This is a genomic window from Archangium lipolyticum, assembly GCF_024623785.1.
GTDB lineage: Bacteria > Myxococcota > Myxococcia > Myxococcales > Myxococcaceae > Archangium > Archangium lipolyticum.
In genome coordinates this window covers 684,474-708,304 of record NZ_JANKBZ010000002.1, presented here as the reverse complement: position 1 = coordinate 708,304, position 23,831 = coordinate 684,474, and the positions used below count along the sequence as shown (strand labels likewise).

At 68.4% G+C, this 23,831-nt stretch carries 19 protein-coding genes; 12 read left to right on the top strand and 7 right to left on the bottom strand.

Annotated features, from left to right (window positions below; translation table 11 throughout):
- Nucleotides 1-83 precede the first annotated feature (83 nt).
- The 6 genes from NR810_RS06585 (at nucleotide 84) to NR810_RS06560 (ending at nucleotide 7,851) form a co-directional block, all read left to right on the top strand.
- The gene (locus NR810_RS06585; protein ID WP_257449070.1) at nucleotides 84-548 is read left to right on the top strand and encodes a holo-ACP synthase; all 465 of its coding nucleotides are present in this window, start codon (nucleotides 84-86) and stop codon (nucleotides 546-548) included.
- 47 nt (nucleotides 549-595) lie between these two features.
- Nucleotides 596-2,536, top strand: a complete 1,941-nt coding sequence (gene asnB / locus NR810_RS06580; protein ID WP_257449068.1) for an asparagine synthase (glutamine-hydrolyzing) — start codon at nucleotides 596-598, stop codon at nucleotides 2,534-2,536.
- Nucleotides 2,533-3,873 (top strand): hypothetical protein, encoded by a 1,341-nt coding sequence (locus NR810_RS06575; protein WP_257449066.1) that lies wholly within the window; start codon nucleotides 2,533-2,535, stop codon nucleotides 3,871-3,873. Before asnB ends, NR810_RS06575 begins: the two co-directional genes overlap by 4 nt.
- Entirely contained in the window at nucleotides 3,870-5,456 is a 1,587-nt protein-coding gene (locus NR810_RS06570) for a phytoene desaturase family protein (RefSeq protein WP_257449064.1), read from the top strand. The genes NR810_RS06575 and NR810_RS06570 overlap by 4 nt, the downstream gene beginning before the upstream one ends.
- Before the next feature lie 35 nt (nucleotides 5,457-5,491).
- The gene (locus NR810_RS06565) at nucleotides 5,492-6,295 is read left to right on the top strand and encodes an SDR family NAD(P)-dependent oxidoreductase (protein WP_257449062.1); all 804 of its coding nucleotides are present in this window, start codon (nucleotides 5,492-5,494) and stop codon (nucleotides 6,293-6,295) included.
- Nucleotides 6,296-6,489: 194 nt separating this feature from the next.
- A complete protein-coding gene (locus NR810_RS06560; RefSeq protein WP_257449061.1) occupies nucleotides 6,490-7,851 on the top strand; it encodes a sigma-54-dependent transcriptional regulator in 1,362 nt (453 codons plus the stop codon).
- 12 nt (nucleotides 7,852-7,863) lie between these two features.
- Here the strand turns inward: NR810_RS06560 and NR810_RS06555 are convergent, their stop codons facing one another.
- The 3 genes from NR810_RS06555 to NR810_RS06545 all read right to left on the bottom strand — a co-directional run bounded on the left by NR810_RS06555 (nucleotide 7,864) and on the right by NR810_RS06545 (nucleotide 11,255).
- Nucleotides 7,864-9,060 carry a cytochrome P450 gene (locus tag NR810_RS06555; protein ID WP_257449051.1) on the bottom strand — a complete coding sequence of 399 codons (1,197 nt, stop codon included), beginning with the start codon at nucleotides 9,058-9,060 and terminating at the stop codon, nucleotides 7,864-7,866.
- Nucleotides 9,061-9,210: 150 nt separating this feature from the next.
- Nucleotides 9,211-9,837 carry an SAM-dependent methyltransferase gene (locus tag NR810_RS06550; protein ID WP_257449049.1) on the bottom strand — a complete coding sequence of 209 codons (627 nt, stop codon included), beginning with the start codon at nucleotides 9,835-9,837 and terminating at the stop codon, nucleotides 9,211-9,213.
- Complete coding sequence (locus NR810_RS06545) at nucleotides 9,807-11,255, bottom strand: APC family permease (RefSeq protein ID WP_257449047.1); 1,449 nt, start codon at nucleotides 11,253-11,255, stop codon at nucleotides 9,807-9,809. The genes NR810_RS06550 and NR810_RS06545 overlap by 31 nt, the downstream gene beginning before the upstream one ends.
- Before the next feature lie 273 nt (nucleotides 11,256-11,528).
- Between NR810_RS06545 and NR810_RS06540 the strand changes: the two genes are divergently transcribed.
- Entirely contained in the window at nucleotides 11,529-11,807 is a 279-nt protein-coding gene (locus NR810_RS06540; RefSeq protein ID WP_257449045.1) for a DUF485 domain-containing protein, read from the top strand.
- A 15-nt stretch (nucleotides 11,808-11,822) separates the two neighbouring features.
- A complete protein-coding gene (locus tag NR810_RS06535; RefSeq protein WP_257449043.1) occupies nucleotides 11,823-13,445 on the top strand; it encodes a sodium:solute symporter family transporter in 1,623 nt (540 codons plus the stop codon).
- Between the two features lie 55 nt (nucleotides 13,446-13,500).
- Here the strand turns inward: NR810_RS06535 and NR810_RS06530 are convergent, their stop codons facing one another.
- The 3 genes from NR810_RS06530 to NR810_RS06520 all read right to left on the bottom strand — a co-directional run bounded on the left by NR810_RS06530 (nucleotide 13,501) and on the right by NR810_RS06520 (nucleotide 17,703).
- The gene (locus tag NR810_RS06530; protein WP_257449041.1) at nucleotides 13,501-13,893 is read right to left on the bottom strand and encodes a RidA family protein; all 393 of its coding nucleotides are present in this window, start codon (nucleotides 13,891-13,893) and stop codon (nucleotides 13,501-13,503) included.
- Nucleotides 13,894-13,916: 23 nt separating this feature from the next.
- On the bottom strand, nucleotides 13,917-16,718 hold the full coding sequence (locus tag NR810_RS06525) for a PAS domain-containing sensor histidine kinase (protein WP_257449038.1): 2,802 nt from the start codon (nucleotides 16,716-16,718) through the stop codon (nucleotides 13,917-13,919).
- 130 nt (nucleotides 16,719-16,848) lie between these two features.
- Entirely contained in the window at nucleotides 16,849-17,703 is an 855-nt protein-coding gene (locus NR810_RS06520) for a sterol desaturase family protein (protein ID WP_257449036.1), read from the bottom strand.
- Nucleotides 17,704-17,823: 120 nt separating this feature from the next.
- On the opposite strand from NR810_RS06520, the gene NR810_RS06515 reads away from it, so the two are divergent.
- The 3 genes from NR810_RS06515 (at nucleotide 17,824) to fabF (ending at nucleotide 20,476) form a co-directional block, all read left to right on the top strand.
- On the top strand, nucleotides 17,824-18,486 hold the full coding sequence (locus NR810_RS06515; protein WP_257449034.1) for an RNA methyltransferase: 663 nt from the start codon (nucleotides 17,824-17,826) through the stop codon (nucleotides 18,484-18,486).
- Between the two features lie 79 nt (nucleotides 18,487-18,565).
- Nucleotides 18,566-19,156: a TetR/AcrR family transcriptional regulator gene (locus NR810_RS06510; RefSeq protein ID WP_257449032.1), complete on the top strand. Its 591-nt coding sequence runs from the start codon at nucleotides 18,566-18,568 to the stop codon at nucleotides 19,154-19,156.
- 78 nt (nucleotides 19,157-19,234) lie between these two features.
- Nucleotides 19,235-20,476, top strand: coding sequence for a beta-ketoacyl-ACP synthase II (gene fabF, locus NR810_RS06505; protein WP_257449030.1), 1,242 nt, complete (start codon nucleotides 19,235-19,237; stop codon nucleotides 20,474-20,476).
- 23 nt (nucleotides 20,477-20,499) lie between these two features.
- Here fabF and NR810_RS06500 read toward each other — a convergent pair whose 3' ends face one another.
- The gene (locus NR810_RS06500) at nucleotides 20,500-21,690 is read right to left on the bottom strand and encodes a GNAT family N-acetyltransferase (protein WP_257449028.1); all 1,191 of its coding nucleotides are present in this window, start codon (nucleotides 21,688-21,690) and stop codon (nucleotides 20,500-20,502) included.
- 139 nt (nucleotides 21,691-21,829) lie between these two features.
- On the opposite strand from NR810_RS06500, the gene htpG reads away from it, so the two are divergent.
- Entirely contained in the window at nucleotides 21,830-23,830 is a 2,001-nt protein-coding gene (gene htpG / locus NR810_RS06495; protein ID WP_257449026.1) for a molecular chaperone HtpG, read from the top strand.
- Nucleotide 23,831: the final 1 nt, after the last annotated feature.

Genomic DNA, 23,831 nt, shown 5'->3' with positions numbered 1-23,831 from the left:
GGTTCACGCGGTCCCGAGGGAGCGCGACTCCCTCGGGCTCACACCACGCAGCACGGTACGAAGCACGGAAGTGGGAGTCATCCATGGTCATCGGCATTGGCATCGATCTGTGCGAGATCGGGCGCCTGTCCAAGGCGTTGGAAAGGCATGACGGGCGGTTCGAGGAGCGCGTCTTCACGGAGGCGGAGCGGACGTATTGCCGCGGCCGCAAGCAGCCAGGGCAGCACTTCGCGGCGCGCTTCGCGGCGAAGGAGGCGGTCATCAAGGCGCTCGGGGCTCCCGAGGGACTGCACTGGCACGAGCTGGAGGTGCTCAGTGCCCCCGACGGAAAGCCAGAGCTCCGGCTGTCCGGGGCCGCGCACCAGATCGCCCAGCAGCTCGGCATCCACCGGTTCAAGCTGAGCTTGAGCCACAGCGCCGGGTTCGCCGTGGCCATGGTCGTCGCCGAGGGTCCCAGCCCCATGGAGTACCCGCTGTTCAACAGGCGCTCGGCCGCCGATGAGTTGCTGTCCGAGGAGAGCGAGTCGGTGGAGTCGCTCTCCTTCTGATGGCCCCGAAGCTGTTCCTTTCTCCTACGCGAACCTGGTGAGGATGTATGTGTGGATTCGTCGCCCTGTTGTCCAAGGAAGCGCCCATTTCCCCAGACGTACTGGCTGGCGCCACCCGTGCCCTTCACCATCGCGGACCCGACGCGCAGCGGTACTGGCTCCGGGGTGACGGGCGCGTCGGGCTGGGGCATGCCCGGCTCAGCATCATCGATCTCAGCACCGGAGATCAGCCGCTCACCAACGAGGACGAATCCCTGCGAGTGGTCGTCAATGGTGAGCTCTACGACTTCCAGCGCATCCGGCGTGAGCTGGAAGAACGTGGGCACCGCTTCCGCACCCGCTCCGACAGCGAGATCGTCCTCCACCTGTACGAGGAATATGGTCCGCAGTGCCTCCACCACCTTCGGGGCGAGTTCTCGCTGGCGCTGTGGGACGAGCGCAACCGGTTGCTCTTCGTGGCGAGGGACCGGTTCGGCATCAAACCGCTCTTCTACGCCCGGCACGGCGACACACTGTATTTCGCCTCGGAGGCCAAGGCCCTGTTCGCCGCTGGCGTGCCCGCCCGGTGGGATCATGAGTCCGTCTTCCAGTTCCACCACCTGCTCAACCCGCTCCAGGACAGGACCCTCTTCGAGGGCATCCACCAGATTCCTCCCGGGCACTATGGACTGGCGACGGAGGGACAGTTCCAGGTCCTGAAGTACTGGGACTTCGACTACCCGGCCGAGGAAGCACAGGCAGCCCCCCAGGAGACGGAGACCTACGTCGAGCGGTTCCGCACGGCCCTGGATGAAGCCATCCGCCTCCGCCTCCACGCGGACGTTCCCGTGGGCCTCTACCTGAGCGGCGGGCTGGACTCGTGTGCCGTCCTGGGCCTGGCGCAGCGGCAATGCAGCAAGCCCATCCACGCCTTCACGCTCGGATTCGACCGCCCCGAATATGACGAGTCCTCCATCGCGGAGGAGATGGCGAAGAAGGCGGGAGCGAGCTTCACGCCCATCCCCGTGCGCCAGGAGGATCTCGCCGACCACTTCGCGGATGCCGTCTGGCACGGGGAGTCCTTCCTCATCAATGCCAACAGCGTCGCCAAGTTCATGCTCAGCCGCGCCGTGCGGAAGGCGGGCTACAAGGTCGTCCTCACGGGCGAGGGCTCCGATGAGGTGCTCGCCGGCTACCCGCACTTCCGCCGGGACATGCTGCTCTACAACAAGCGGGGGCAGGATCCAGCGGCCCTCGAGCGGGCCCTGGAGGATCTCCGGGCCGCGAACCAGGTCTCGCGTGGCACCCTGCTGCCCGACGCGAACAACCCGGAGAACGCCAGCATCTCGCGGGTGCTCGGCTTCGTCCCCTCCTTCCTCGCGAGCTTCTCCAACATCGCGACCCATGGCCGCGGACTCTTCTCCCAGCAGTTCGCGGCACACTTCGCGGGCCGGGACGCCTACCGCCTGTTCCTCGGCGGATTGGATGTGCGCGGACAGCTCACCGGGCGCGCCCCCGTCAACCAGTCGCTCTATCTCTGGTCCAAGTGCGGGCTGCCCAACTACGTCTTGAGCCTGCTGGGAGACCGGATGGAGATGGCCAACTCCATCGAGGGACGGTTGCCCTTCCTCGACCATCACCTGGTGGAGCTGGCGCGGACCTTCCCCATCTCGCAGAAGATCCGCGGCACGACGGAGAAGTACGTGCTGCGCGAGGCGGCGAAACCCGTGCTGACGGATGCCGTCTACCGGAGACAGAAGCACCCGTTCATGGCGCCGCCGTCGACCCTCTCGCAGGGGAGCCGGTTCTACGAGCTGGTGCAGGACACGCTGCGGGGACCGGCCTTCCGCGCCCTGCCCTTCTATGACCCCCAGAAGTTCCTCGCACTGCTCGACCGGCTGCCCGGCATGGACCTTCCCACCCGGAACGCGATGGATCCCATCCTCCTGTCCGCCCTCAGCGCGTGTGTCCTCCAGCAGCGGTTCGGCCTCCAACCCCAAACCACATGAATACATCCATTGCCAAGAAGCAGAGCGCCCCTGCCTCGCTCCTCGCCTGGGATGTGGCCCTCTCCGCCCCCGTGCTGTGGAAGCACCTGCGCGAGACGGAACCCTGGGTGGCCGCCGAGCTGGAGAATCTGCGGCGGGAAATCCCCATACCGCCCACCAACAACACCTTCGAGACGGAGAGGCTCTTCCGTCCCTCGGGACACTTCCGGGCCTTCTACATACGCGGGCCTGGAGACAGCGTGCTGGCCATCAAGGGCGGGGACCTGCGGTGCGCGGATCAGCAGGCCTTCCTCCACGTCATGCACGAGCGGCCCTTCGAGCGATACCAGCGACACTCGGTGCTGAACGCGCTGGAGTACTTCCTCATCCAGGAACGCAAGATTCCGGGCGCGTTGACGCTCGCGGAAGGCCTCTCCGAGGCCCAGCGGGCCGCGGAAGTCCAGAGCGGCTTTCTGGCGAAGTTCGGCGAACTGGGCGGACTCCCCGTGCCCTTGTTGGTGATTCGCTGGTCCCCTGAAGTGGAGGCGGAGTTCCGCGCCCGACTCCTGCCACTCCTGTCCGGCTTCTCCCTGGAGATAGCCCAGGGCGAGCTGGAGGGCGGGCTGGCCTGCTACGTCTACTGGTTTCCCAAGGCCCCCTTCCCCCGTGTGAGCCACTTCGCGGGCGCACTGGCCATGGAGAGCAGCCGCACCAGCACCGCGGGCTTCCAACAGAACACCCGGCTCATCTACGACACCCTCAAGCACGAGGTGGCTCCCGAATGGGTCCTGGACTCGTGGCTGAAGCTCGTCGCGAAGCTGATGCTGCTGGGGTACTTCCCGAGCGACGCCCAGCATTTCAAGAACGGGCAGTGCATCGAGCCGCAGAACGTGCTCGTCAATGGCACCTTCGCGGACGTGGATTCCGTCACGCCCATGCGGGACCTGGCGGGTGACCGGGAGTTCTACACGGGATTCCTGTGCATGTTGAACCTGCTGGTCAACACCGTGCGCGTCTTCCTCATCGCGGAGAACAATGGAGCGACGTCGCAACCCAGCCCCTTCCCGCCCCAATTCCAGCGGCCGGACTTCATGGAGATGTTACTCGTCATCCATGTCTGGGAACGGATGAAGACCCACCTCCTCGAGGTGCGCAAGGGTTTCCCCGTCACCCTCGACCCGCGGCTCGAGGAGCTGGTGTCCAGCAACCTCTCCTTCCAGGTGCTCTTCGACAAGATCCTCTACGCCATCTACTACGCGGGGCCGCAGCTCCCCGAGAGCATCCGGCCCATGCTGGGCATCACCGCCGCCTACAACCACGTGGGGGATACGGACGGCGCAACCAGGAAGGCGCCATGAAGAACCCCGCCTACGATGTGATTGTCATTGGCTCTGGCCACAACGGCATGACCACCGCGGCCTATCTGGCCAGGGCGGGACTCGACGTCTGTGTCCTCGAGAAGAGCGGCGGGCTCGGTGGCGGCTGCGTGACTCGCGAGCTGTGCGGCCCGGGATTCAAGTCCGACCCCGCGTCGACCTGCCACATCACCATCCAGGCCAACCCGCTCCTCCTCGACGACGAGCTCGGGCTGATGTCGAAGTACGGGCTCAAATACCACTACCCGGACATCCTCTACTCGGTCGTCTTTCCCGACGACAGCTCCTTCATCTGCTACCGCGACATCGATCGCACCTGCGCCTCCATCGCAGAGAAGTTCTCGGCGCGCGACGCGGAGGCCTACAGGCGGTTCTGCGCATGGGCGGGGGCCGGGCTGGAGATGATGTTGCCCACGATGTTCTCCGCCTGTCCGCCCACCGGACAGCTCTTCTCGATGCTCGACCAGAGCGATGCGGGACAGGAGACGATGCATGCCTTGATGCTGAGCGGCATGCAGCTACTCGACGAGTGGTTCGAGGATGACCGGCTCAAGATCGCCATGGCCCGCCAGGCCAGCGAGGTCATCTTCGATCCGCACGAGGTGGGCTCGGGGAGCCACCTCTACATGCTCACCCCCTTCATCCACCGCTTCGGCATCGGCGTGCCCGAGGGGGGAAGCGGGGTGCTCGTCGACAAGCTGGCGGAATGTCTGCGTGACCACGGAGCCACGGTGCGCACCCGGAGCGGCGTGCGGCGGATCCTCGTGCGAGGAGGGAGAGCCACCGGGGTGGAGCTCGAGACGGGCGAGACGCTCACGGCACGGAGGGCCGTGGTGTCCGGTGTCAACGTCAAGCAGCTCTTCCTCGGGATGCTCGAGCCCGGGGAGCTGCCCGCCGAGATGCCCCACCGCGTGCGCCGTCTGAAGATCAATCCCTTCCAGTCCTTCTGTCAGGTCATGGCCCTCCAGGAGGCGCCCCGCTACAAGGCTGGCGAGGAGGTCAATCGCTCCGCCATGGTCGAGTTCTCCCCCGCGACACGGAGGGAGTTCCGCCGCTACTTCGAGGATCTCCAGCGCGGCCAGCTCCGGCCGGATGTACCGGCCATGGTCACGCAGACGCTGTTCGATCCCACGCGCGCACCGCCCGGCAAGCACACCGGCTACCTGCACTGCTACGCGCCCTATCACCTCGAGCAAGGAGCGGAGAAGTGGGATGAAATCGAGATGGACGTGGCCAACGAGGTGTTCGCGCACCTGGAGCGGCACACGACCAACATGAGCGCGTCGACCCTCATCCACCGGAAGATCATCAACCCGCGGGAGATCGAGCGACGCAACGCCGCCTTCATCGAGGGGGAATCGACCCACCTCGGCAACTATCTCTTCCAGTCGATGGCCATGCGGCCGCTGCCGGGTTGGGGCCAGTACCGCACGCCGATCGACGGGCTCTACATGACCGGCTCGAGCACCCACCCGGGTGGCAGCATCAGCGCGGGCAGCGGCCGCGCCTCGGCACAAATCCTCTGCCAGGACCTGGGCATCGACTTCGAGCGCCTGGTGGCCTGAGCGGCTCCTCCCCCAACAAGGACATCGAGGCTTCCATGAATCTGGAGCTCGAGGGCAAACGCGCCCTCATCACTGGCAGCAGCATGGGCATTGGCGAGGAGATCGCCCGGACCCTGGCGGCCGAGGGTGCCACCGTGGCCGTCCACGGCCGCAATGCCGAGCGCGTCCACGCCATCGCCAAATCCATCCACGACGCAGGAGGTCAGGCCGTCCCCCTCGTCGTCGACCTCGAGCCTTCGGGGGCGGGATGGCGCCTCGCGGCGGAGGCCCGGGAACGGCTCGGCGGGGTGGACATCCTCGTCAACAACGCCCCTGGCTTCGCGATGCCTGGCTGGTTCACTCCGCCCCCCGAGGAGTGGCAACGGACCTACCGGATCAACGTCGTGGCCTCGATCGAGCTCATCCATGCGCTCGTCCCCGCGATGAAGGAGGCTCGCTTCGGACGCATCATCCAGATCTCGAGCAACGTATCGACCCGCCCGCTCGCGGACATGGCGGCCTATGGAGCGTCCAAGGCGGCCATGAACCACCTGACCGCGAGCCTCGCGCTCGAGCTGGCCGATTCGGGCATCACCGTGAACACGGTCAGCCCGGGTCTGATCCAGACCGAGTCGATGCAGACCCACATGTTCATGATGGGTGTGCAGCGTGGCTGGGGAAAGACCTGGGAAGAGGTCAAGGACCACCTCGTCGAGGAGTACTACCCGACGCCGCAGGCACGGATCGGCGTGCCGAAGGATGTGGCGCATGCCGTGGCCTTCCTGGCGAGCCCGCTGGCGAACTACATCCACGGGGCGCTGCTGCGCGTGGATGGAGGGAGCGCCGTGGCGGTGCCCTGAGGAAGCGAGCGGCTCAGGGCCTTCTCCGATGCGAGCCGCACCAGCGGGCTCGCTCGGCGCGCCGGGCATGACGCACCTCGTCAATCCGTTTGGAGGTGGACAGAGGACGGGTCCGAGGGACTACCCTTACGGTCAAGCCTTCCGAGAATCCGCCGGGCCCCCGCGAGCGGCCTCGGACAGGGGGGCAAGCACCTATGAGCCGCATCCTGGTCATCGAGGACGAGCCCGTCATCCGCACCGAGCTGCGCCGCCTGTTGACGCGGGCAGGGCACGACGTGGCCGAGGCCGGCGCCGTACACGAAGCCGAGGCCGACCACGAGCTGGACTCGTTCGACCTCATCCTGAGCGACCTGCGCCTGCCGGGTGCGGCGGGTACGGACATCATCGCCAAGGCGCCAGCCGTGCCGGTGCTCATCATGACCAGCTACGCCACGGTGCGCTCGGCGGTGGAGGCGATGAAGCTGGGGGCGGTGGACTACATCGCCAAGCCCTTCGACCATGACGAGCTGCTGCTGCAGGTGGAGCGCGTGCTGCGCGAGGGCCGGCTGAACCGGCAGAACGCGGCGCTGAAGCGCGAGGTGGAGCGCACGTACGCGGTGAACGGGATGGTGGGCAACTGCCCGGCCATGCGCGACGCCTTCGAGCGCATCCGCAAGGTGGCGGCCTCGCCGGCCACGGTGCTGGTGCTGGGCGAGTCCGGTACGGGCAAGGAGCTGGTGGCGCGGGCGCTCCACGCCCAGAGCCCCCGGCGCGACGGCCCGCTGGTGGCCGTCAACTGCGCCGCCATCCCCGAGGGTCTGCTGGAGTCCGAGCTGTTCGGGCACGAGAAGGGAGCCTTCACCGGAGCGCAGACCGCGCACGCGGGCCTGGTGGAGAGCGCGGACGGGGGCACGCTCTTCCTCGACGAGATTGGCGAGCTGCCCCCCCCCGCGCAGGCCCGCCTGCTGCGGATGATGCAGGACGGCGAGGTGCGGCGCGTGGGAGCGACCCGCTCGCGCAAGGTGGACGTGCGCATCGTCGCGGCCACCCACCGGGACCTGCCCAAGCGCGTCCAGGAGGGCGCCTTCCGGCAGGACCTCTACTTCCGGCTTCGCGTGGTGGAGATCAAGCTGCCGCCCCTGCGCGAGCGCGGCGAGGACATCCCGGCGCTCGCGAAGCACCTGTTGGAGAAGGCATGTCAGCGGCTCAACCGGCCGCCAGCCACCTTCTCGCCCGAGGCGCTCGCGACCATCACCACGCATCCCTGGCCGGGCAACGTGCGCGAGCTGGAGAACGCCATCGAGCGCGCCGTCATCCTCGCCGATGGGCCAGTCGTCACGCCCGGGCTGCTCGCGCTGGAGCCTGGTGGAAACATCACCTTCGAGACGCACGAGCTGCCGGAGCCCGGCATCGAGGGCAGCGCTTCGCCGGACTCACTGGAGGAGTACTTCCGCCGCTTCGTGCTGGAGCACCAGGACAAGCTGGGGGAGACGGAGCTGGCACGCCGGCTGGGCATCAGCCGCAAGGCGCTCTGGGAGAAGCGCCAGCGGCTGGGCATCCCCCGCATCCGGGCCTGAGCCACCCGCCACTCAGGCCGGGTGAAGTTCCAGGTGCAGCACCGCGGGCCCTCGGGTGGTCACCGCCGTGTTCCACTGGACCGGCCCGGGCTCGCGTACCAGCTTGGAGCAACGTTCGAGCAGCACCTCCACGGCCAGCCGCGCCTCCAACCGGGCCAGGGGAGCACCCACGCAGAAGTGGATGCCATGGCCGAAGCCCAGGTGCGGCGCGCCCGTGCGGTCCAGGTCGAAGCGGTGGGGATTGGGAAAGGCCGACTCGTCCCGGTTGGCCGAGACGAACTGCACCATCAATACCGCCCCCTTGGGCAGCCGGACCCCACCCAGCTCGGTCTCCTGGGTGGTGATGCGCATGGTGGACTGAGAGGGCGACTCGAAGCGCAGCACCTCCTCGACGAACTTCGGAACCAGCGAGCGGTCCGCCTTCAAGCGCGCCCAGATGTCCGGCTGGTCCACCAGCATCAGCCCGCAGAGTCCCAGCAGGTCGTACGTCGTCTCCAGTCCCGCGACCAGCAGCAGGACGAGGAAACCCAGCAGCTCGTCATCCGAGACGACCCCGCCTTGAGCCCGGGCCTGGAGGAGATCGCTGACCACGTCGTGGCCGGGCTCGCGCCGGCGCAGCTCCAGGACCTGTCCCAGGTGCTGCTTGAGCTCGGTCAGGGTGGCGCGCAGCTCGGCCTGCCGCTCCGTGGCGTCCGGAGGGGTGATGCCGAAGCTCACGATGGCATCCGCCCAGCCCTTGAAACGCGGTGCCAGCGAGGTGTCCAGTCCCAGCAACGCGCTCATGGTGCGCGAGGGCAGCGTCAGGCCCATGGACTCGACGAAGTCCACCCGGCGGCGCGCCAGCATGTCGGCGACGATCGACTCGGCATTGGAGCGGACGAAGGACTCCAGGCGGGCCACGCCCGGGGCGGAGAAGGTGCGGGTAATGAGCGAGCGCAGGCGGGTGTGCTCCGGTGGATCCAACACCAGGATGGAGTCACTCACCGGGTTGCGTTGCCCGAGCCAGGCCGGCTGGGTAGCCGCGCGCAGACCCTGCGACGAGAAGATCTGCGGGTTCTTGAGGACGTGGAGCGCATCCTCGTAACGGGTCACTGCCCACAAGCCGCCTGGCTCCACCTGGCTGACCGGCGCCTCGCGCCGCAGCGAGGAGTAGAAGGCGTGTGGATTGTTCCAGATATCGGGGGCGTAGATGTTGGGTCGAGCACTCATGCGCGGGGCCTCGGGCGATGGTCCGACATATAGACCCCGGCCCCGCGCGAGAGCCACGGTGGGCGAGAGACTGTGTGGGAAAGGAATCAGCGGCTCTGCTCGGTGTCAGGCAACACCGAGCAAAGCCAATCACTGCACTGCCCCGGTGGGCTACCGCACCTGGGACGGGTTCTCGGGAACGACCCACAGGTAGAGCGTGGTCCCCTCCACCTCGATGGTCTTGAGCGGCTCCCATCCCTCGATGTCGAAGGCGTGCGAGACGATGCGCGTCCCCGGCGCCAGGTCCCGCAGCAGCTTGGGCTTCATCCGGTTGTTGACGCTCGGCAGCAGGTACATCGTCACCACCGAGGCATCCCCGATGTCCGCCTTGAAGATGTCCTGCTGCCGGAACTCCGTGAGCCGCTGAACGCCCGCGGCCTGTGCGTTGGCCTCGGCCTCCTGGATGCGCTCGGGGTTGATGTCGATGCCCACCCCGTGCACGCCGTACTTCTTCGCCGCCGTGACGACGATGCGGCCGTCCCCCGAGCCCAGGTCGTACACCACGTCTCCCTGCCGCACGCCCGCCAGCTCCAGCATCGCGTCCACCAGCGTCTGTGAGGTGGGCACGTACGGCACGTCTGGTGCCCGCTCGGGGAGCTCCGCCCGCCCCGGGTTGGGAGGGACGTAGACGAAGTCCGAGGGGTCCTGCCCCTCCGGGGCCTGCGTGGCGAGCGCTCCGCCCCCGAGCCCCAGCCCCGCCAACAGTGCTACGCCGATCGCTGCCTTCCGATTCCCCATGGTGTACGACCTCCGTGCAACGGATTCTTTCGCGGGCGGGCCTTCCGCCGCATGAGCACCAGCGGCACCAGCCCCGTGGCCAGCACCGCCACGCCAACGAGCGCCCCGGCCCCGGTGTAGGCGAGGCTCGAATAGAGGAGATATGCGCACGTCGCGCAGAACAGCAGCGGCGTGAGCGGGTAGAGCGGCACGCGGAAGGGGCGCACCACGTCCGGCTCGCGCCGGCGCAGCACCAGCAGCGACACGCCCGTCATCAGGAAGAAGAACCAGAAGACGGGCGCGGTGTACTCCACCATCGTCTCGAAGCCCCGCCGGGTGATGGCGCCCACGCCCACCAGCGCCAGGGAGAGCGTCCCCTGCATCAACAGTGCGTTCACCGGCGAGCCCGCCCGGGCGCTCCACCGCCCCAGGGGGGCGAACATCGGGAAGTCGCGTCCCAGCGCGTAGTTCGTGCGCGAGCCCATGAGGACGGTGGCGTTGGACGAGGTGAGCACCGCCGCGCAGATGAGCAGGCTGATGAGCTGAGCGCCCCCGGGCCCGGCCACGCGCCGCAGGAGCTCCGCCGCCACGGCATCCGATTGCGCCACCCCAGAGAGCCCCAGCGCCTTCAGGTAGGCCAGATTGGCCAGCAGGTAGAGGCAGGTGACGGCCACCAGGCTCCACAGCAGTGCGGAGGCGATGCCGCGACGGCTTCCGCGCACCTCGCTGGAGATGTAGGCCGCCTCGTTCCAGCCGCCGTACGTCAGCAGCACGAACACCATCGCCAGTCCCCAACCGGCATGGCCCGCTCCTCCCGCCATCGCCCCGGTGGCCGGTGGAGGAACGGCCGGCGAGGACAAGAGCCCGGCGACGATGACCATTCCCAACCCCGCCACCACCGCCACCGTGAGCAGGTTCTGTGTCCACTTGCCCAACCGGATGCCGGCCACGTTCAGCCCGGTGAGCACCACCACCGAGAGCGCGGCGTAGATGGCGGACGAGTGCGCACCCAGCGGCAGCAGTTGGGAGGCGTAGTCCCCGAAGATGAACCCCAGCAACGCGATGGAGCCCGTGGGGATGACCGTCAGCCGCGCCCAGGCGAACAGGAAGGCCAGCGACTCCCCAAGCGCCCGGCGGATGTAGTGGTAGTCCCCTCCAGCGTTGGGCCAGGTGCTGGCCAGCTCCGCGTAACACATGGCCCCGATGAGGGAGACCAGCCCGCCGAGGCCCCACAACAGCAGCACGGAGGCCAGGCCCGTCGAGTTCTGCGCCACCAGGGAGGGCGTCCGGAAGATGCCCGCCCCCACCACGATGCCCACGATGAGCGCGATGGCGTCCATGACACGCAGCGTCGGCAAGGGCAGCGCCGAGGATGCCGGGTCACCCTGGCCGTGCGCTTCGCCCGGCTGCCCCTCCCTCTGGTACCGCTCGCGTGTCATCGGCTTCCACCCCCTGGATGTGTGAAGGGATGGACACCTCCCGGAGGCGGAGCAATGAGCCCCGGGGAGGCCTCCGTGAGCGGATGCCTGGTGGGGACTCCGAGGGGCGGGGGAACGGTGTTACCGGCGTTACCGGGGTGACGGGGACGTTACCTTTCGACACGTCTGACGCGATGTGGCAGGCGCCAAGTCCGCGAGACCCTTCAGGCTGAAGCCTGGAATGAGCGTTGCTCATGGGATGCGTGCGTGCCCATCCAAGGAGACCCCCGCACCATGTCCCAGAAGACAAAGGCCGAAGAGCTCGAAACCCTGGCGGCGGCGCGATGGCGCGTGGCCGCCGTCCTCACCGCGGGCACGTTGGTGTCCTACTTCGGCTTCATCCTGCTCGTGGCCTTCGACAAGCCGCTCATGGGCAAGCTGCTCGCCCCGGGGCTCTCACTCGGCATCCTCCTGGGCGCGCTGGTCATCGCCGCCGCCTGGGTGCTGACCGGCATCTACGTCATGTGGGCCAACAACAAGTACGACAAGGCCCTCCACCAGTTCCGTCGCTGACAGGGGAAACACACCATGAATCCACAGCAGGCAGCGACCTCGATTGGCGAGCCCAACATCATCGCCATCGTCTTCTTCCTGGTGTTCGTGGGCTTCACGCTCGCCATCACCTATTGGGCGGCGCGCAAGACGAAGACGACGTCGGAGTTCTTCACGGCGGGTGGCGGGGTGAGCGCCGTGCAGAACGGCTTCGCGCTCGCCGGTGACTTCATGAGCGCCGCGAGCTTCCTGGGCATCGCCGGCCTGGTGGCGCTCTCCGGCTTCGATGGCCTCATCTACTCGGTGGGCTGGCTGGTGGGCTGGCCGGTGGTGACGTTCCTCATCGCCGAGCCCCTGCGCAACCTGGGCAAGTACACCTTCGCGGACGTGGTGGCCTACCGGCTCAAGCAGACGCCGGTGCGCATCTCCGCCGCGGTGGGCACGCTCGCCGTGGTGAGCTTCTACCTCATCGCGCAGATGGTGGGCGCCGGCAACCTCATCCACATGATGTTCGGCCTGTCCTACGAGGCCGCCGTCGTCATCGTGGGCGTGGTGATGATCCTCTACGTGCTCTTCGGCGGGATGATCGCCACCACGTGGGTGCAGATCGTCAAGGCGGTGCTGCTGCTGGCGGGCGCGACGGTGCTGGCGCTGATGGTGCTGGTGAAGTTCAACTTCAACCCGCTGGCGCTCTTCCAGGCGGCGGCGGACCAGTACGGCCCCGAGGTGCTCGCCCCCGGCAAGCTGGTGTCCAGCCCGCTGGAGGCGGTGTCGCTGGGCCTGGCGCTGATGTTCGGCACGGCCGGCCTGCCCCACATCCTCATGCGCTTCTACACGGTGCCCAACGCGAAGGCGGCGCGCGGTTCCGTGTTCTACGCCACCGGCCTCATCGGCTACTTCTACCTGGTGACGTTCATCCTCGGCTTCGGTGCCTCGGTGCTCCTGGGCCGCGATGCCATCAAGCTCGTGGACAAGGGCGGCAACATGGCGGCGCCCATGCTGGCCGAGGCGGTGGGCGGCAAGCCCTTCCTCGGCTTCATCTCCGCGGTGGCCTTCGCCACCATCCTCGCGGTGGTGGCCGGGCTGACGCTGTCGGGTGCGGCGGCGCTCTCGCACGACCTGTGGACGAGCGTGGTGCGCAAGGGCAAGGCGCCGGAGCACGAGCAGCTGCGCGTGGCCCGTCTGGCCAGCCTGGGCCTGGGCGTCCTGGCCATCTTCCTGGGCATCGTCTTCAAGGGGCAGAACGTGGCCTTCATGGTGGGCCTGGCCTTCGCCATCGCCGCGAGCGCCAACTTCCCCGCCCTGCTGCTGTCCATGGCCTGGAAGGGCTTCACCACGCGCGGCGCGGTGGCCAGCATGATCACCGGCTCGGTGAGCGCGGTGCTGTTCATCTTCCTGTCGCCCACGGTGCAGGTGGACCTGCTGGGCCACGAGGACGCGCTCTTCCCGCTGAAGAACCCGGGCCTCGTCACCATGCCGCTGGCCTTCCTGGTGGGCTGGGTGGTGTCACTGCTCGCCCCCGAGCCCGAGGCGGCCGGCCGCTTCGCCGAGGTGCGGCACCGCATGCACGTGGGCGCGGAAGCCGACGCGCCCGCTCCCGCGGCCACGCCGGCGGCCACGCCCGCGCCCGTGCCGGCCCCGAGGCCCCAGACCACCTGAGGCCCCTACCCGGCGGGGGCCGGGACGGCTCGTGCCCCCGCCCGGGTGTCGCGCTTCAGCGGGCGACCACCGCGATGCAGTCGATCTCCACCCGCGCCCCCAGGGGGAGCCCCGCCACCTGCACGGTGGTCCGCGCGGGTGGCTTGCCGGGGAAGTAGCGGCCGTAGACCTCGTTCATCGCCGCGAAATCGGCCATGTCGACGAGGAAGACGCCACACCGGACGACGTGGGAGAAGTCCAGTCCACCGGAAGAGAGCACCGCGCGGAGGTTCTCCAGCACCCGCTCGGTCTGCACCTTCACGTCGCCCTGGACCAGCTCGCCCGTGGCGGGCTCGATGGGCGTCTGGCCCGAGAGGTAGACGGTCCGCGTGGTATCCACCACGACGGCCTGCGAGTAGGGACCAACGGCCTTCGGTGCTTTGTCTGAGTGCAGCGTCGTGCGATCCACGGTGAACCTCCAGCCCACGGGGTTTACTGCGGGCCCGCGCCCAGCGGTAGCTCCACCGTGAAGGTGGAGCCCCGGGCGGGCCAGCTCTCCACGCGGATGCTACCCCCCATGGCCTCGATGATCTGCCTGGAGATGAAGAGCCCCAGCCCCAACCCGCCGTAGTGCCGCTCCGACACCGCACGCCCGAACCGGGAGAACAGGCGGGGCAGATGCTCGGGGGAGATGCCGATACCCTCGTCCTGGATCATCACCGAGGCGAGCGTCCCCTCCACCGCCACGCGCACGCGGATGGGCTTGCCCGCCCCGTACTTGGCCGCGTTGGAGAGCAGGTTGACGAGCACCTGATCCAACCGGAGGGGGTCCCAGTACCCGCGCACCGGCGGCGTGGCGGGGAAGTCCACGGTGCACTCCGCCTGGGCGAACACCTCCGAGAAGCGATCCATCACCTCGCGGATGAGCTGGGTGAGCTCCATGTCGACGGGCTCGAGCGTCAGCCGCCCGGCGCCGATGCGGCTCACGTCCAGCAGACTGCCCACGAGCGAGGAGAGCCGCTCCACCTGCCGGATGGCCGCCGAGAGCCTCGGGCCCACCGCCGCCCGGGTCTCCGGCCCCAGGAACCGGTCGATGAGCGCGTGCTGGAGCTTGAGCGAGGTGAGCGGCGTCTTCAGCTCGTGGCTCGCGATGGAGAGGAACTCGTCGCGCAGCCCCACGGCCTGCTTGGCCTCGCGGAAGAGGCGGATGTTCTCGAGCGCCATGGCCACCCGGTGGGCCAGCTCCTCCGCCAGCGAGAGATCCTGCTCGTCATACCGCCGCTGGGGCGCGGCGGCCGAGAGGATCATCAGGCCGACCACCTGCCCCCGGGCCCGCATCGGCACGCACATCATCGAGCAGGCATCCAGCGCGTTCATCACGTCCAGGTGCTCGGGGCTGACGGCATAGCGCTGCCGGACCTCCGGGGTGAAGTCCCGGACGAGGCTCGACCTGCCGGTGCGCACCACCTCCAACAGGGGACTCGACTCCTGGGCTCCGGGCCCGAACTTCGAGGACCTCCGGATGAAGTCCTCCTTGGCGGGCTCCCTGTGCACAGCGGCCACACGCGACACGCTGCCGTCCTCCTGCACCACGCTCATGATGCAGTAGGTGGAAAAGGTGGAGACGACGAGCCGGGCCACCCGCTGGAGCATCTCCTCGGGCCTGTCCAGGCGCTCCGCGAGGAGCCGGCTGGCGTCCGAGAGGAAGCGCGCGCTGGCCTCGGCCCGCTTGCGCTGGGTGATCTCCAGCACCGTGCCGACGAAGCGGAAGGCCTGGCCCTTGTCATCGAACCAGGCACGCCCCTGGGCCGCGATCCACCGCTCGACACCGTCCTGAAGGCCGACGGTGCGGTACTCGATGTCATAGTGCCCGCCGCTCTCCGGCCGCAGGGCCGACTGGATGGCCTGCTCCGTGCGCTCCCGATCCTCGGGGTGAAGCCCCGAGAGGAACACGCCGTAGTCCACCGGGGCGTCCGGCGGCAGCCCGAAGAGGGCCCGGGTGCGGGAGTCCCACAGCAGCCCGAGGGTGACCGGGTTGAAGTCCCAGGTGCCGATGGCGGCCGAGTCCATCGCCATCCGCAGGCGCTCCTCGCTCACCCGGAGTGCCTCCTCCGTCTCCTTGCGCCCGGTGATGTCGAAGAAGGACGCCACCATCCCCAGGGGCGTCCTTCCATCGGGGCCAGGGAGAGGAAGCGCGTTGATGGACAACCAGACCCGGGTGCCATCCGGGCGGTAGACCCCCATCACCTTGTCGAGCTGGGGAGCCCCCGTGCGCAGGGCGAGCATGGCCGGGTGCTCTTCGCCCGGATAGTGACTGCCATCCTCCTTCACGGCGCGCCAGCGCGGGTCGAAGGAGGTGCGGCCCAGCAGCTGATCCTGCGTGAGGCCGAGCAGCCGGCAGGCGGCCGCGTTGGAGAACCCGATGGCGCCCGCGGTATCGTGGAAGACGATGCCCTCGGACAGGGCGGCCACGACGCCGCGCAGGCGCAGCTCGCTCTCGCGGAGGGCCTCACGCGCGCGATTCTGCTCGGAGATGTCGAGCACGAAGGTGATGCCCTCGGACCTGGAGCCCTCGAAGAAGGCGCCCACCAGGAGCACCAGCACCCGCCGCCCGTCCTTGCACAGGAACACCCGCTCGGAAGGCACCTGGGCGGAGAACACCTCCTCGGGACTCCGCTCGTGGGCGCCCGCGTGCTCGGGGGGAGTGAGCGCGAGCCAGTTGAGACCCCCACCCTTCAGGTCCTCACGGTGGTACCCCAACATCTCGAGGATCCGGCCATTGGCCTCCAGGATGCCCCCCGTCCGCTCCCAGACCAGGATGCCGATGAGGTTCGAGTCGAACAGACGCCTCAGCCCGGCCTCGCTCACCAGGCGAGCTTCTTCCACGAGAATCCGCTCGGTGGTGTCCTCGACGTACACACAGAGGCCCACCACCTCCACACCGTCGTGGACGGGGTGGCAGCTCACTCGGGAGAACCGGTGCTTGCCTGGCGATTCCCGCGCCCCCCACTCCAGCTCGACATTCGCCAGGGGCTGACCCGTCGCGAGGACGCGCCGGGCACGCTCGAGGAGCTCCCTCGAGGCCTCGCCTGGCGGAAGCACGTCGGAGAGGAGCTTGCCCGTGTGCGCTTCAGGGAGCGGAAGGCCCTTCATCTCGGCCAGGGCCCGATTGATGCGCAGGACCCGGAGCTCCCGGTCCACGAAGGCAATGCCCAGGGGCGCGTTCCACAACACCTCCAGTTGGGCCGAGGCCGAGTCCAGCCTCGGGGCCGACTTTCGTGGAGCGCCATCCATTCCCTTGCTCCTCATCTCCATGAGCACCCCCCCGGGTGTTCCAGGCCCAACCATGGCCGGGCATCGCTTGTATTCCGGAGATATCAGAAACAACCTTGAGTCCGGAATACCCGAGTCCTCCATGAGTGGCTCATGGGGGGCCCACGAGGCAGCGCAAGCGCCGCCTCCACGAGGGTGCACGAGCGGTATCCCGGAGGAGTGCCCCCCACACGCGGAGTACCAGGATGAACGGGTTGTACGAGCGGGGAGTTCCCGGCAGTCCGTAGTCAGGGGACGCCTGCTCGGGGATGTAGGTGCCGAAGAGGCGGTCCCAGAGGATGAGAACACCGCCGAAGTTCCTGTCCAGGTACTCCGGATTGCGCGCGTGATGGACGCGGTGGTTCGACGGCGTGCTCAACAGGTGCTCGAGGGGGCCGAGCCGCCCCACGTGCCCGGTATGGGAGAAGAACTGCCAGACCATGCTGAGCCCCTGCTGGGTGACGATCATCAGCGGGGAGAACCCCAGCAGCGCCAGCGGCACCCAGAACACCCAGAGGAAGGCGCCATGCAGCCAGGGCGTGCGCACGCCGATGCTGAGATTGAAGCGCTCCGAGGAGTGGTGCACCTGATGCGAGGCCCACAGGATGCGGAGCCCGTGCTCGGCACGGTGGGAGACGTAGTAGCAGAGGTCCTCGAGGAAGAAGAGCAGCACCCAGGCCCAGACGGCGTCCACGGGCATGCGCAGCGGCGTGTGTGCGTAGACGAGGCCATTCATGGCCAGGGCCAGCGGGCTCCAGACGAGGTTCGCCACGGCGTTGCCCATGCCGATTCCCAGGTTCGCCAGCAGATCCCTCGCGTCGTAATGGCCGTCCCGCGTGAGCGCGCTCACGAGGGCCTCGAGCACCATCATCGCGAGCAGGAGGGGGATGGCCCAGACGAGCGGGCCCTTCATGCCGCTGTCCGACGAGGAGAGCCAATGCCAGAGTCCATGAAGTTGCTCGAGCAACCGGGGCTGCCTCCTGCGACGCGGAGATCCGGCCCGGAGCATACCGGCCGCGTTCATTACATGACGACTCCTCGCACGCTCCTGGGAGCCCGCCCGTGGCCAGGAGCCACTCCCGGGCCCATGTTCGATGCGGTGGGTCTCCGTCCGGAGTACCTGGCGGCGGGCCCCGAAGGGAGCACGAGCGTGGTCCACACCGAGCACGACGCCCTGGAGCTCATCCGGCAACGGCAGGTCGTCACGGAGGTCCCGGCCTTTGGGGTGACCTCACTCGTCGAAGCCGTGGCCGGAGGCCCGGTGCATGGGAGCTGGAGGACACACGCCAAGGGCCGGCTGATGTACCGGCTCGGACGCATGCTGAGGGCCTCGGACGAGGTGCTCGCCGTGCGGCTCGTGGAAGGCAAGGTGGCCTTCGTGGACGCCTCGCTCTGGCCCGTGGTGTACCGGGTGGCCATGGAGCCCTCGCGGCGGCGCCGCTCGCTGGAGGGGCTCGCTCCCCAGGCGCGCGCCCTGCTGTCGGCGGTGGAGCGGGACCGGGTGGTCCGCCTGGACAAGGACAGCGAGTGGACGAAGGCCCGCGAGGCACTGGAGGAGCGGTTGCTCGTGCACCTCTCCGAGACCCAGGCCGAGAGCGGCCGTCACGTCACCGTGCTCCGCTCGTGGCGGGACTGGGTCTCCCCCACCGTGAAGGAAGCCGCGGAGACCCTCACCTATGACGAGGCGCTCGCGCGGCTGCGCGAGGCCTGTGGTGGGGCCCCCGCGGGGCTCGGCCCCTGGGTGCCCTGAAATCCGGTCATCAGCCGGTTGCGCCAGAAATCGAACGATCGTAATAATCCTTTGGCTTCAAGAACGGACGACCGACACCGTGGGCAAGCGAGAACAGACGCACCAGCGCATCCTGGAGGCCGCCGTGCGGGTGGCCAGCCGGGAGGGGTTGGAGGCGCTCACCATTGGCAAGCTGGCCGAGGAGACCCAGATGTCCAAGGGCGGCCTCTTCGCCCACTTCGGGTCCAAGGAGAGCCTGCAGCTCGAGGTCCTGGACTTCACATCGGAGGCCTTCAACGCCCGGGTCGTCCAACCAGCGCTTCAGATGGAACCCGGACTGCCGCGCCTGCGCACGCTGTTCGAGTGCTGGCTGGCGTGGCTGAGCCGCCCCGAGGTTCCCGGCGGATGCATCCTGCTCTCCGCCTCCTCCGAGGTCGATGACTGCCCCGGACCGGTGCGGGACAGCGTGGTGGCGCAGATGCGCAGCCTGCTGCTGATGATCGTCAAGCTCGCGCGCCAGGCCCAGGAGCAGCAGCAGTTGCGCGCCGGGCTGGATGTGCACCGGCTGGCCTTCTCCGTCCAGGGGCTGCTGCTCAGCTACCACCACTCGCACCGGCTGCTTCAGAACCCCAGGGCCCTGGAGCACGCCCGCGCGGCCTTCGACGACCTGTTGGCCCAGGCCATGAACTGACCTCTTCACCCCACGACGAACCCACGAGGACCACGCATGCCCGAAAATCATACGACCGTTCGATTCCAGGAGAGACCCATGAAGCGCAGGCGCGTGGTGGTGACGGGGCTCGGGCTCATCACTCCGTGTGGCACCGGGGTGGAGGCGAGTTGGAGGAATCTCATCGAGGGCCGGAGTGGAATCCGCCCCATCACGCTGTTCGATGCGAGTGCGTTGGAGACGCGCTTCGCGGGCGAGGTGCCTGACTTCAAGCCGGAGGACTTCATCGACCGGCGGGAGCTGCGAAGGATGGACCGCTTCGAGCACCTGGCGGTGGCGGCGTCCGACATGGCCCTGGCCGATTCGGGCTTCCGCGTGACGGCGGACAACGCCGAACGCGTGGCGGCGATCGTCGGGAGCGGAGTCGGCGGAATCTCCTCGCTGGAGGAGACATACCGGAAGGCCCTCGAGAAGGGCCCGGATCGCGTGAGCCCGTTCTTCATCCTCCAGATGATCGTGAATCTCTCGGCCGGCTACATCACGATGCGCCACGGCATCAAGGGCCCCAGCTGGGCCACCAACTCGGCCTGCTCCACCAGTGCCCACGCCATTGGCGAAGCGATGCGGGGCATCGAGCGGGGCGACTTCGATGTGGCGGTGACGGGCGGCTCCGAGGCGCCCATCTGTCTGCTGGCGGTGTCCGGCTTCAACGCGATGAAGGCGCTCTCCACGCGCAACGATGCCCCGGAGAAGGCCAGCCGTCCCTTCGACGTGGACCGGGATGGATTCGTCATCGCGGAAGGAGCGGCGATGCTGGTGCTCGAGGAGCGGGAGCACGCCCTGGCGCGGGGAGCGCGCATCCACGCCGAGCTCGCGGGCTACGGCGCCAGCAGTGACGCCCACCATGTCACCACCCCGGCGCCCGGACACGAGGGCGCGCGGCGCTCCATGCGGCTCGCGCTGAAGGACGCGGCCATGAGCCCCGCGGAGGTGGGGTATCTCAACGCACACGGAACCTCCACGGACATCGGGGATGCCCTGGAGGCGGAAGCCATCGAGGCGGTGTTCGGCGAGCATCTCCCCTCGCTGGCGGTCTCCTCCACCAAGTCGATGACCGGCCACATGAATGGGGCGGCCGGTGCGGCGGAGGCGGCGATCAGCATCCTGGCGCTGACCCGGGGGTTCCTGCCGCCCACCATCAACCTGGAGCGTCAGGACCCGCGCATCCGGCTGGACTGCGTACCCAACAAGGCGCGAGAGCGCCGGGTGGACGCGGTGATGAGCAACTCCTTCGGGTTCGGAGGAACGAACGTGTCGCTCCTGTTCCGCCGGCCCACCTGAGCCAGGAGGCATCACCCCGAGGCTCAGTACATGTCGGGCATGCAGGGCGGCGGTCCGGAGAAGAGCGCCGTGGCGGTGCGCAGGGAGGTCTCGTCCGCCTCGAGCACCCCGGCGAGCTGGAGGGCGGCGGGCGAGAGGAAGCCGCTGTAGAGCGACGCGAGCGTGCGCACGTGCAGCTTCATGTCCCCATCCCCTCCGGGGCGCACCTCGGCCTCGCCGTTCTCCACCTCCAACACGAAACGGCCCCGGTTCTCCGGGAAGAGGTCATCGTCCACCTCCAGGTGCAGTGAGCCCGAGAGCCCCGCCGGATAGCCACGCGCCTGGAGGGCCGCGGGCACGTCCAGCACGCGCAGCATCCAGTAGAAGAGGTGCTTCACCTGGTACGTCTGCTCGCGCAGCAGGAAGAGCATCGGGTCCGCCGGACCGCCGCGCCACACCACCTCCGTGGCCAGCGAGCGGTGGTCGCCGATGAAGCTCAGCAGCCGCCGGCACGCGGCCGGGGTGAGCGCCACCAGGTCCGTGAGGTTGAGCTCCTGCTTGAAGCTCCGCGGATCCGCCCGGCGCGTGAGGAAGAGGTAGCCCTCCACCCCGGAGGAGCCCTCCACGAGGTAGCCATAGGCGGTCTCTCCCTTGGGGTGGGTGACGCGGTTCCAGGTATACGGAGTCCGATCGATCCACCCCTGCTGCCGCTGCGCGTGGCGGCGGTAGACCGCGTGGAGGGCCGGCATGTCGGACGCCTGGACCGGCCGCAGCGAGAGGGACCTCTCCTGGAAGTCGAGCCCTGGGACCTGCACGCGGATCTCGAAGCGCGAGCCGGCCTGCTCGAAGCCCACGCGCCGGTAGAGCGGCTGGGTGGCGGGATAGAGGCTGACGAGGGGTACGCCCTGGCCACGCAATTCCCGGAGGCCCGCCTGCATCAGACGGGTGGCCGTGCCCTGGCCCCGGCTGGCGGGAGCCACGCCCACCCCGCCGACCCCCACCATGGGCACCGAGCGCCCACCGAACCATTGACCCATGGGAATGAAGACGAGCGTGGCGACCACCGAGCCACCCTCGCGCAGGACCCTCTGTTGGCCCTGCCCGTCCTCGACCCGCTTGAGCCAGGGGCGCATCTCGTCCGGGCTCATGCCAAACGCCTGAGCGACGATGTCACACATGGTGGAGATTTCCTGCTCCCCCTGCGGCTGTCCGAAATGCTGTGCGGTCGTATCCACGCTGTCCTCCCAGATGGCGCGCAGCCTAGGCCAGAAGTTCCCTGCCCGCTCCACTGCCGAGCGACCCGGCAGCTGGACAGCGCCTTTTCAATGGTTACAGGGAGGGCGTCCGCGCCCTCCGAGGGCGCCCGGAGGAAAAATGTCCGTCGATACTCAACGGGAGACCCACAAGTTCCAGGCGGAGATCAACCAGCTCCTCAACCTGGTCATCAACTCCCTCTACAGCCACAAGGAGATCTTCCTGCGCGAGCTGGTGTCGAACGCGTCGGACGCGCTCGACAAGCTGCGCTTCCGCTCGGTCACCGAGCCCGAGCTGCTCGAGGGAGCCTCGGCGCTGGAGATCCACCTCCTCCCGGACGTGGAGAAGGGCACGCTGACCATCGAGGACACCGGCATCGGCATGACGCATGACGAGCTGGTGAAGAACCTGGGCACCATCGCCCACTCCGGCTCGCGCGAGTTCCTGGAGATGGTGTCACAGCGGGGCCAGAAGGACGTGAACCTGATCGGCCAGTTCGGCGTGGGCTTCTACAGCTCCTATCTGGTGGCGGACCATGTGGAGGTGGTGAGCCGGGCGGCGGGCAAGGACACCCAGGCGTGGAAGTGGACCTCGGATGCCAAGGGCAGCTTCACCGTGGAGCCCGCCGAGCGCGCCACGCGCGGCACGTCGATCATCCTGCACCTCAAGGAGGACCAGAAGGAGTTCCTCGACGAGTGGCGCCTGCGCTCGTTGGTGACGCAGTACTCGGACTACGTGAACCACCCCATCAAGCTCCAGGTGAAGAAGACCACGGGCGAGGGGGACGCGAAGAAGACCGAGACGCAGCTCGAGGTGGTCAACAAGGCCAGCGCCCTGTGGCAGCGGTCGAAGAGTGAGATCACCGACGAGCAGTACCAGGAGTTCTACAAGCACCTGACGCACGACTGGGAGCCGCCCCTGGCGTGGACGCACTTCCGGACCGAGGGCAACCAGGTCTTCACCGGACTGCTCTTCCTGCCGAAGCAGCCGCCGTTCGACCTGAACAGCCCGCAGCAGCGCGGGGTGCGGCTGTTCGTCAAGCGCGTGCTCATCATGGACCGCTGCGAGGAGATGCTGCCGCAGTGGCTGCGCTTCGTACGGGGCGTGGTGGACTCGGACGACCTGCCGCTGAACGTGTCGCGCGAGCTGCTGCAGGACTCGGCGGTGGTGCAGGCCATCCGCAAGCACGTGACGAAGAAGACGTTGGACATGCTGGAGAAGCTGGCCAAGGACAAGCCGGAGGACTACCGCACGTTCTGGCAGGGCTTCGGCCCGGTGCTCAAGGAGGGCCTGGCGGTCGACACCGAGCACCGCGAGAAGCTGGGCGCGCTGCTGCGCTACGAGAGCTCGCGTGAGGAGGGCCTCACCTCCCTGGCGGACTACGTGTCGCGGATGAAGGAGGGCCAGAAGGCCATCTATTACGTCTTCGGCGAGTCGCGGAAGGCGGTGGTGGACTCGCCGCACCTCGAGGCGCTGAAGAAGCGCGGGTACGAGGTGCTGTACATGACGGACCCGGTGGACGAGTGGGCGTCGCAGGGGCTGCGCGAGTTCCAGGGCAAGCCGCTGGTGTCGGCGATGCACGCGGACCTGAAGCTCGAGGAGACGGAGGAGGAGAAGCGCGAGAAGGAGGAGCGCGCCAAGGGGCTGGGGCCGCTGGCGGACCGGATGAAGGAGGTGTTGAAGGAGCACGTGCGCGAGGTGCGCGTGTCGGATCGCCTCACGGATTCGCCGTGCTGCCTGGTGGTGCCGGAGGGCGGCTCGCACGCGTTCGTGGAGCGGCTGCTGCGCGAGCGGGGCCGGAGCGTGCCTCGGGTGAAGCGCATCCTGGAGGTGAACCCGGCGCACCCCATCATCGAGCACCTGCGCGCGCTCAACGAGAAGGAGGCGGGCTCGCCCCAGGTGACGGAGTGGGTGGAGATGCTCTACGACCAGGCGCTGCTCACCGAGGGCAGCAGCGTGGAAGACCCCAACCGCTTCGCGCGGCGGATGACGGCGCTGATGACGCAAGTGGCCCAGACGCCGGGCAGGACCACGCCCGCGGGCGCGGTGGCCTCGGGGCCCGAGACGCCCGCCTCGGACGCGGTGGCCTCCGGTCCCGAGACGCAGGTGACGCGCAACTGAG

What these genes read in the sequence shown, in the direction of transcription:
- NR810_RS06585 (WP_257449070.1), top strand. Translation starts at nt 84, where the DNA reads ATGGTCATCGGCATTGGCATCGATCTGTGCGAGATCGGGCGCCTGTCC.
- asnB (WP_257449068.1), top strand. Translation starts at nt 596, where the DNA reads ATGTGTGGATTCGTCGCCCTGTTGTCCAAGGAAGCGCCCATTTCCCCA.
- NR810_RS06575 (WP_257449066.1), top strand. Translation starts at nt 2,533, where the DNA reads ATGAATACATCCATTGCCAAGAAGCAGAGCGCCCCTGCCTCGCTCCTC.
- NR810_RS06570 (WP_257449064.1), top strand. Translation starts at nt 3,870, where the DNA reads ATGAAGAACCCCGCCTACGATGTGATTGTCATTGGCTCTGGCCACAAC.
- NR810_RS06565 (WP_257449062.1), top strand. Translation starts at nt 5,492, where the DNA reads ATGAATCTGGAGCTCGAGGGCAAACGCGCCCTCATCACTGGCAGCAGC.
- NR810_RS06560 (WP_257449061.1), top strand. Translation starts at nt 6,490, where the DNA reads ATGAGCCGCATCCTGGTCATCGAGGACGAGCCCGTCATCCGCACCGAG.
- NR810_RS06555 (WP_257449051.1), bottom strand. Translation starts at nt 9,060, where the DNA reads ATGAGTGCTCGACCCAACATCTACGCCCCCGATATCTGGAACAATCCA.
- NR810_RS06550 (WP_257449049.1), bottom strand. Translation starts at nt 9,837, where the DNA reads ATGGGGAATCGGAAGGCAGCGATCGGCGTAGCACTGTTGGCGGGGCTG.
- NR810_RS06545 (WP_257449047.1), bottom strand. Translation starts at nt 11,255, where the DNA reads ATGACACGCGAGCGGTACCAGAGGGAGGGGCAGCCGGGCGAAGCGCAC.
- NR810_RS06540 (WP_257449045.1), top strand. Translation starts at nt 11,529, where the DNA reads ATGTCCCAGAAGACAAAGGCCGAAGAGCTCGAAACCCTGGCGGCGGCG.
- NR810_RS06535 (WP_257449043.1), top strand. Translation starts at nt 11,823, where the DNA reads ATGAATCCACAGCAGGCAGCGACCTCGATTGGCGAGCCCAACATCATC.
- NR810_RS06525 (WP_257449038.1), bottom strand. Translation starts at nt 16,718, where the DNA reads ATGGATGGCGCTCCACGAAAGTCGGCCCCGAGGCTGGACTCGGCCTCG.
- NR810_RS06515 (WP_257449034.1), top strand. Translation starts at nt 17,824, where the DNA reads ATGTTCGATGCGGTGGGTCTCCGTCCGGAGTACCTGGCGGCGGGCCCC.
- fabF (WP_257449030.1), top strand. Translation starts at nt 19,235, where the DNA reads ATGAAGCGCAGGCGCGTGGTGGTGACGGGGCTCGGGCTCATCACTCCG.
- htpG (WP_257449026.1), top strand. Translation starts at nt 21,830, where the DNA reads ATGTCCGTCGATACTCAACGGGAGACCCACAAGTTCCAGGCGGAGATC.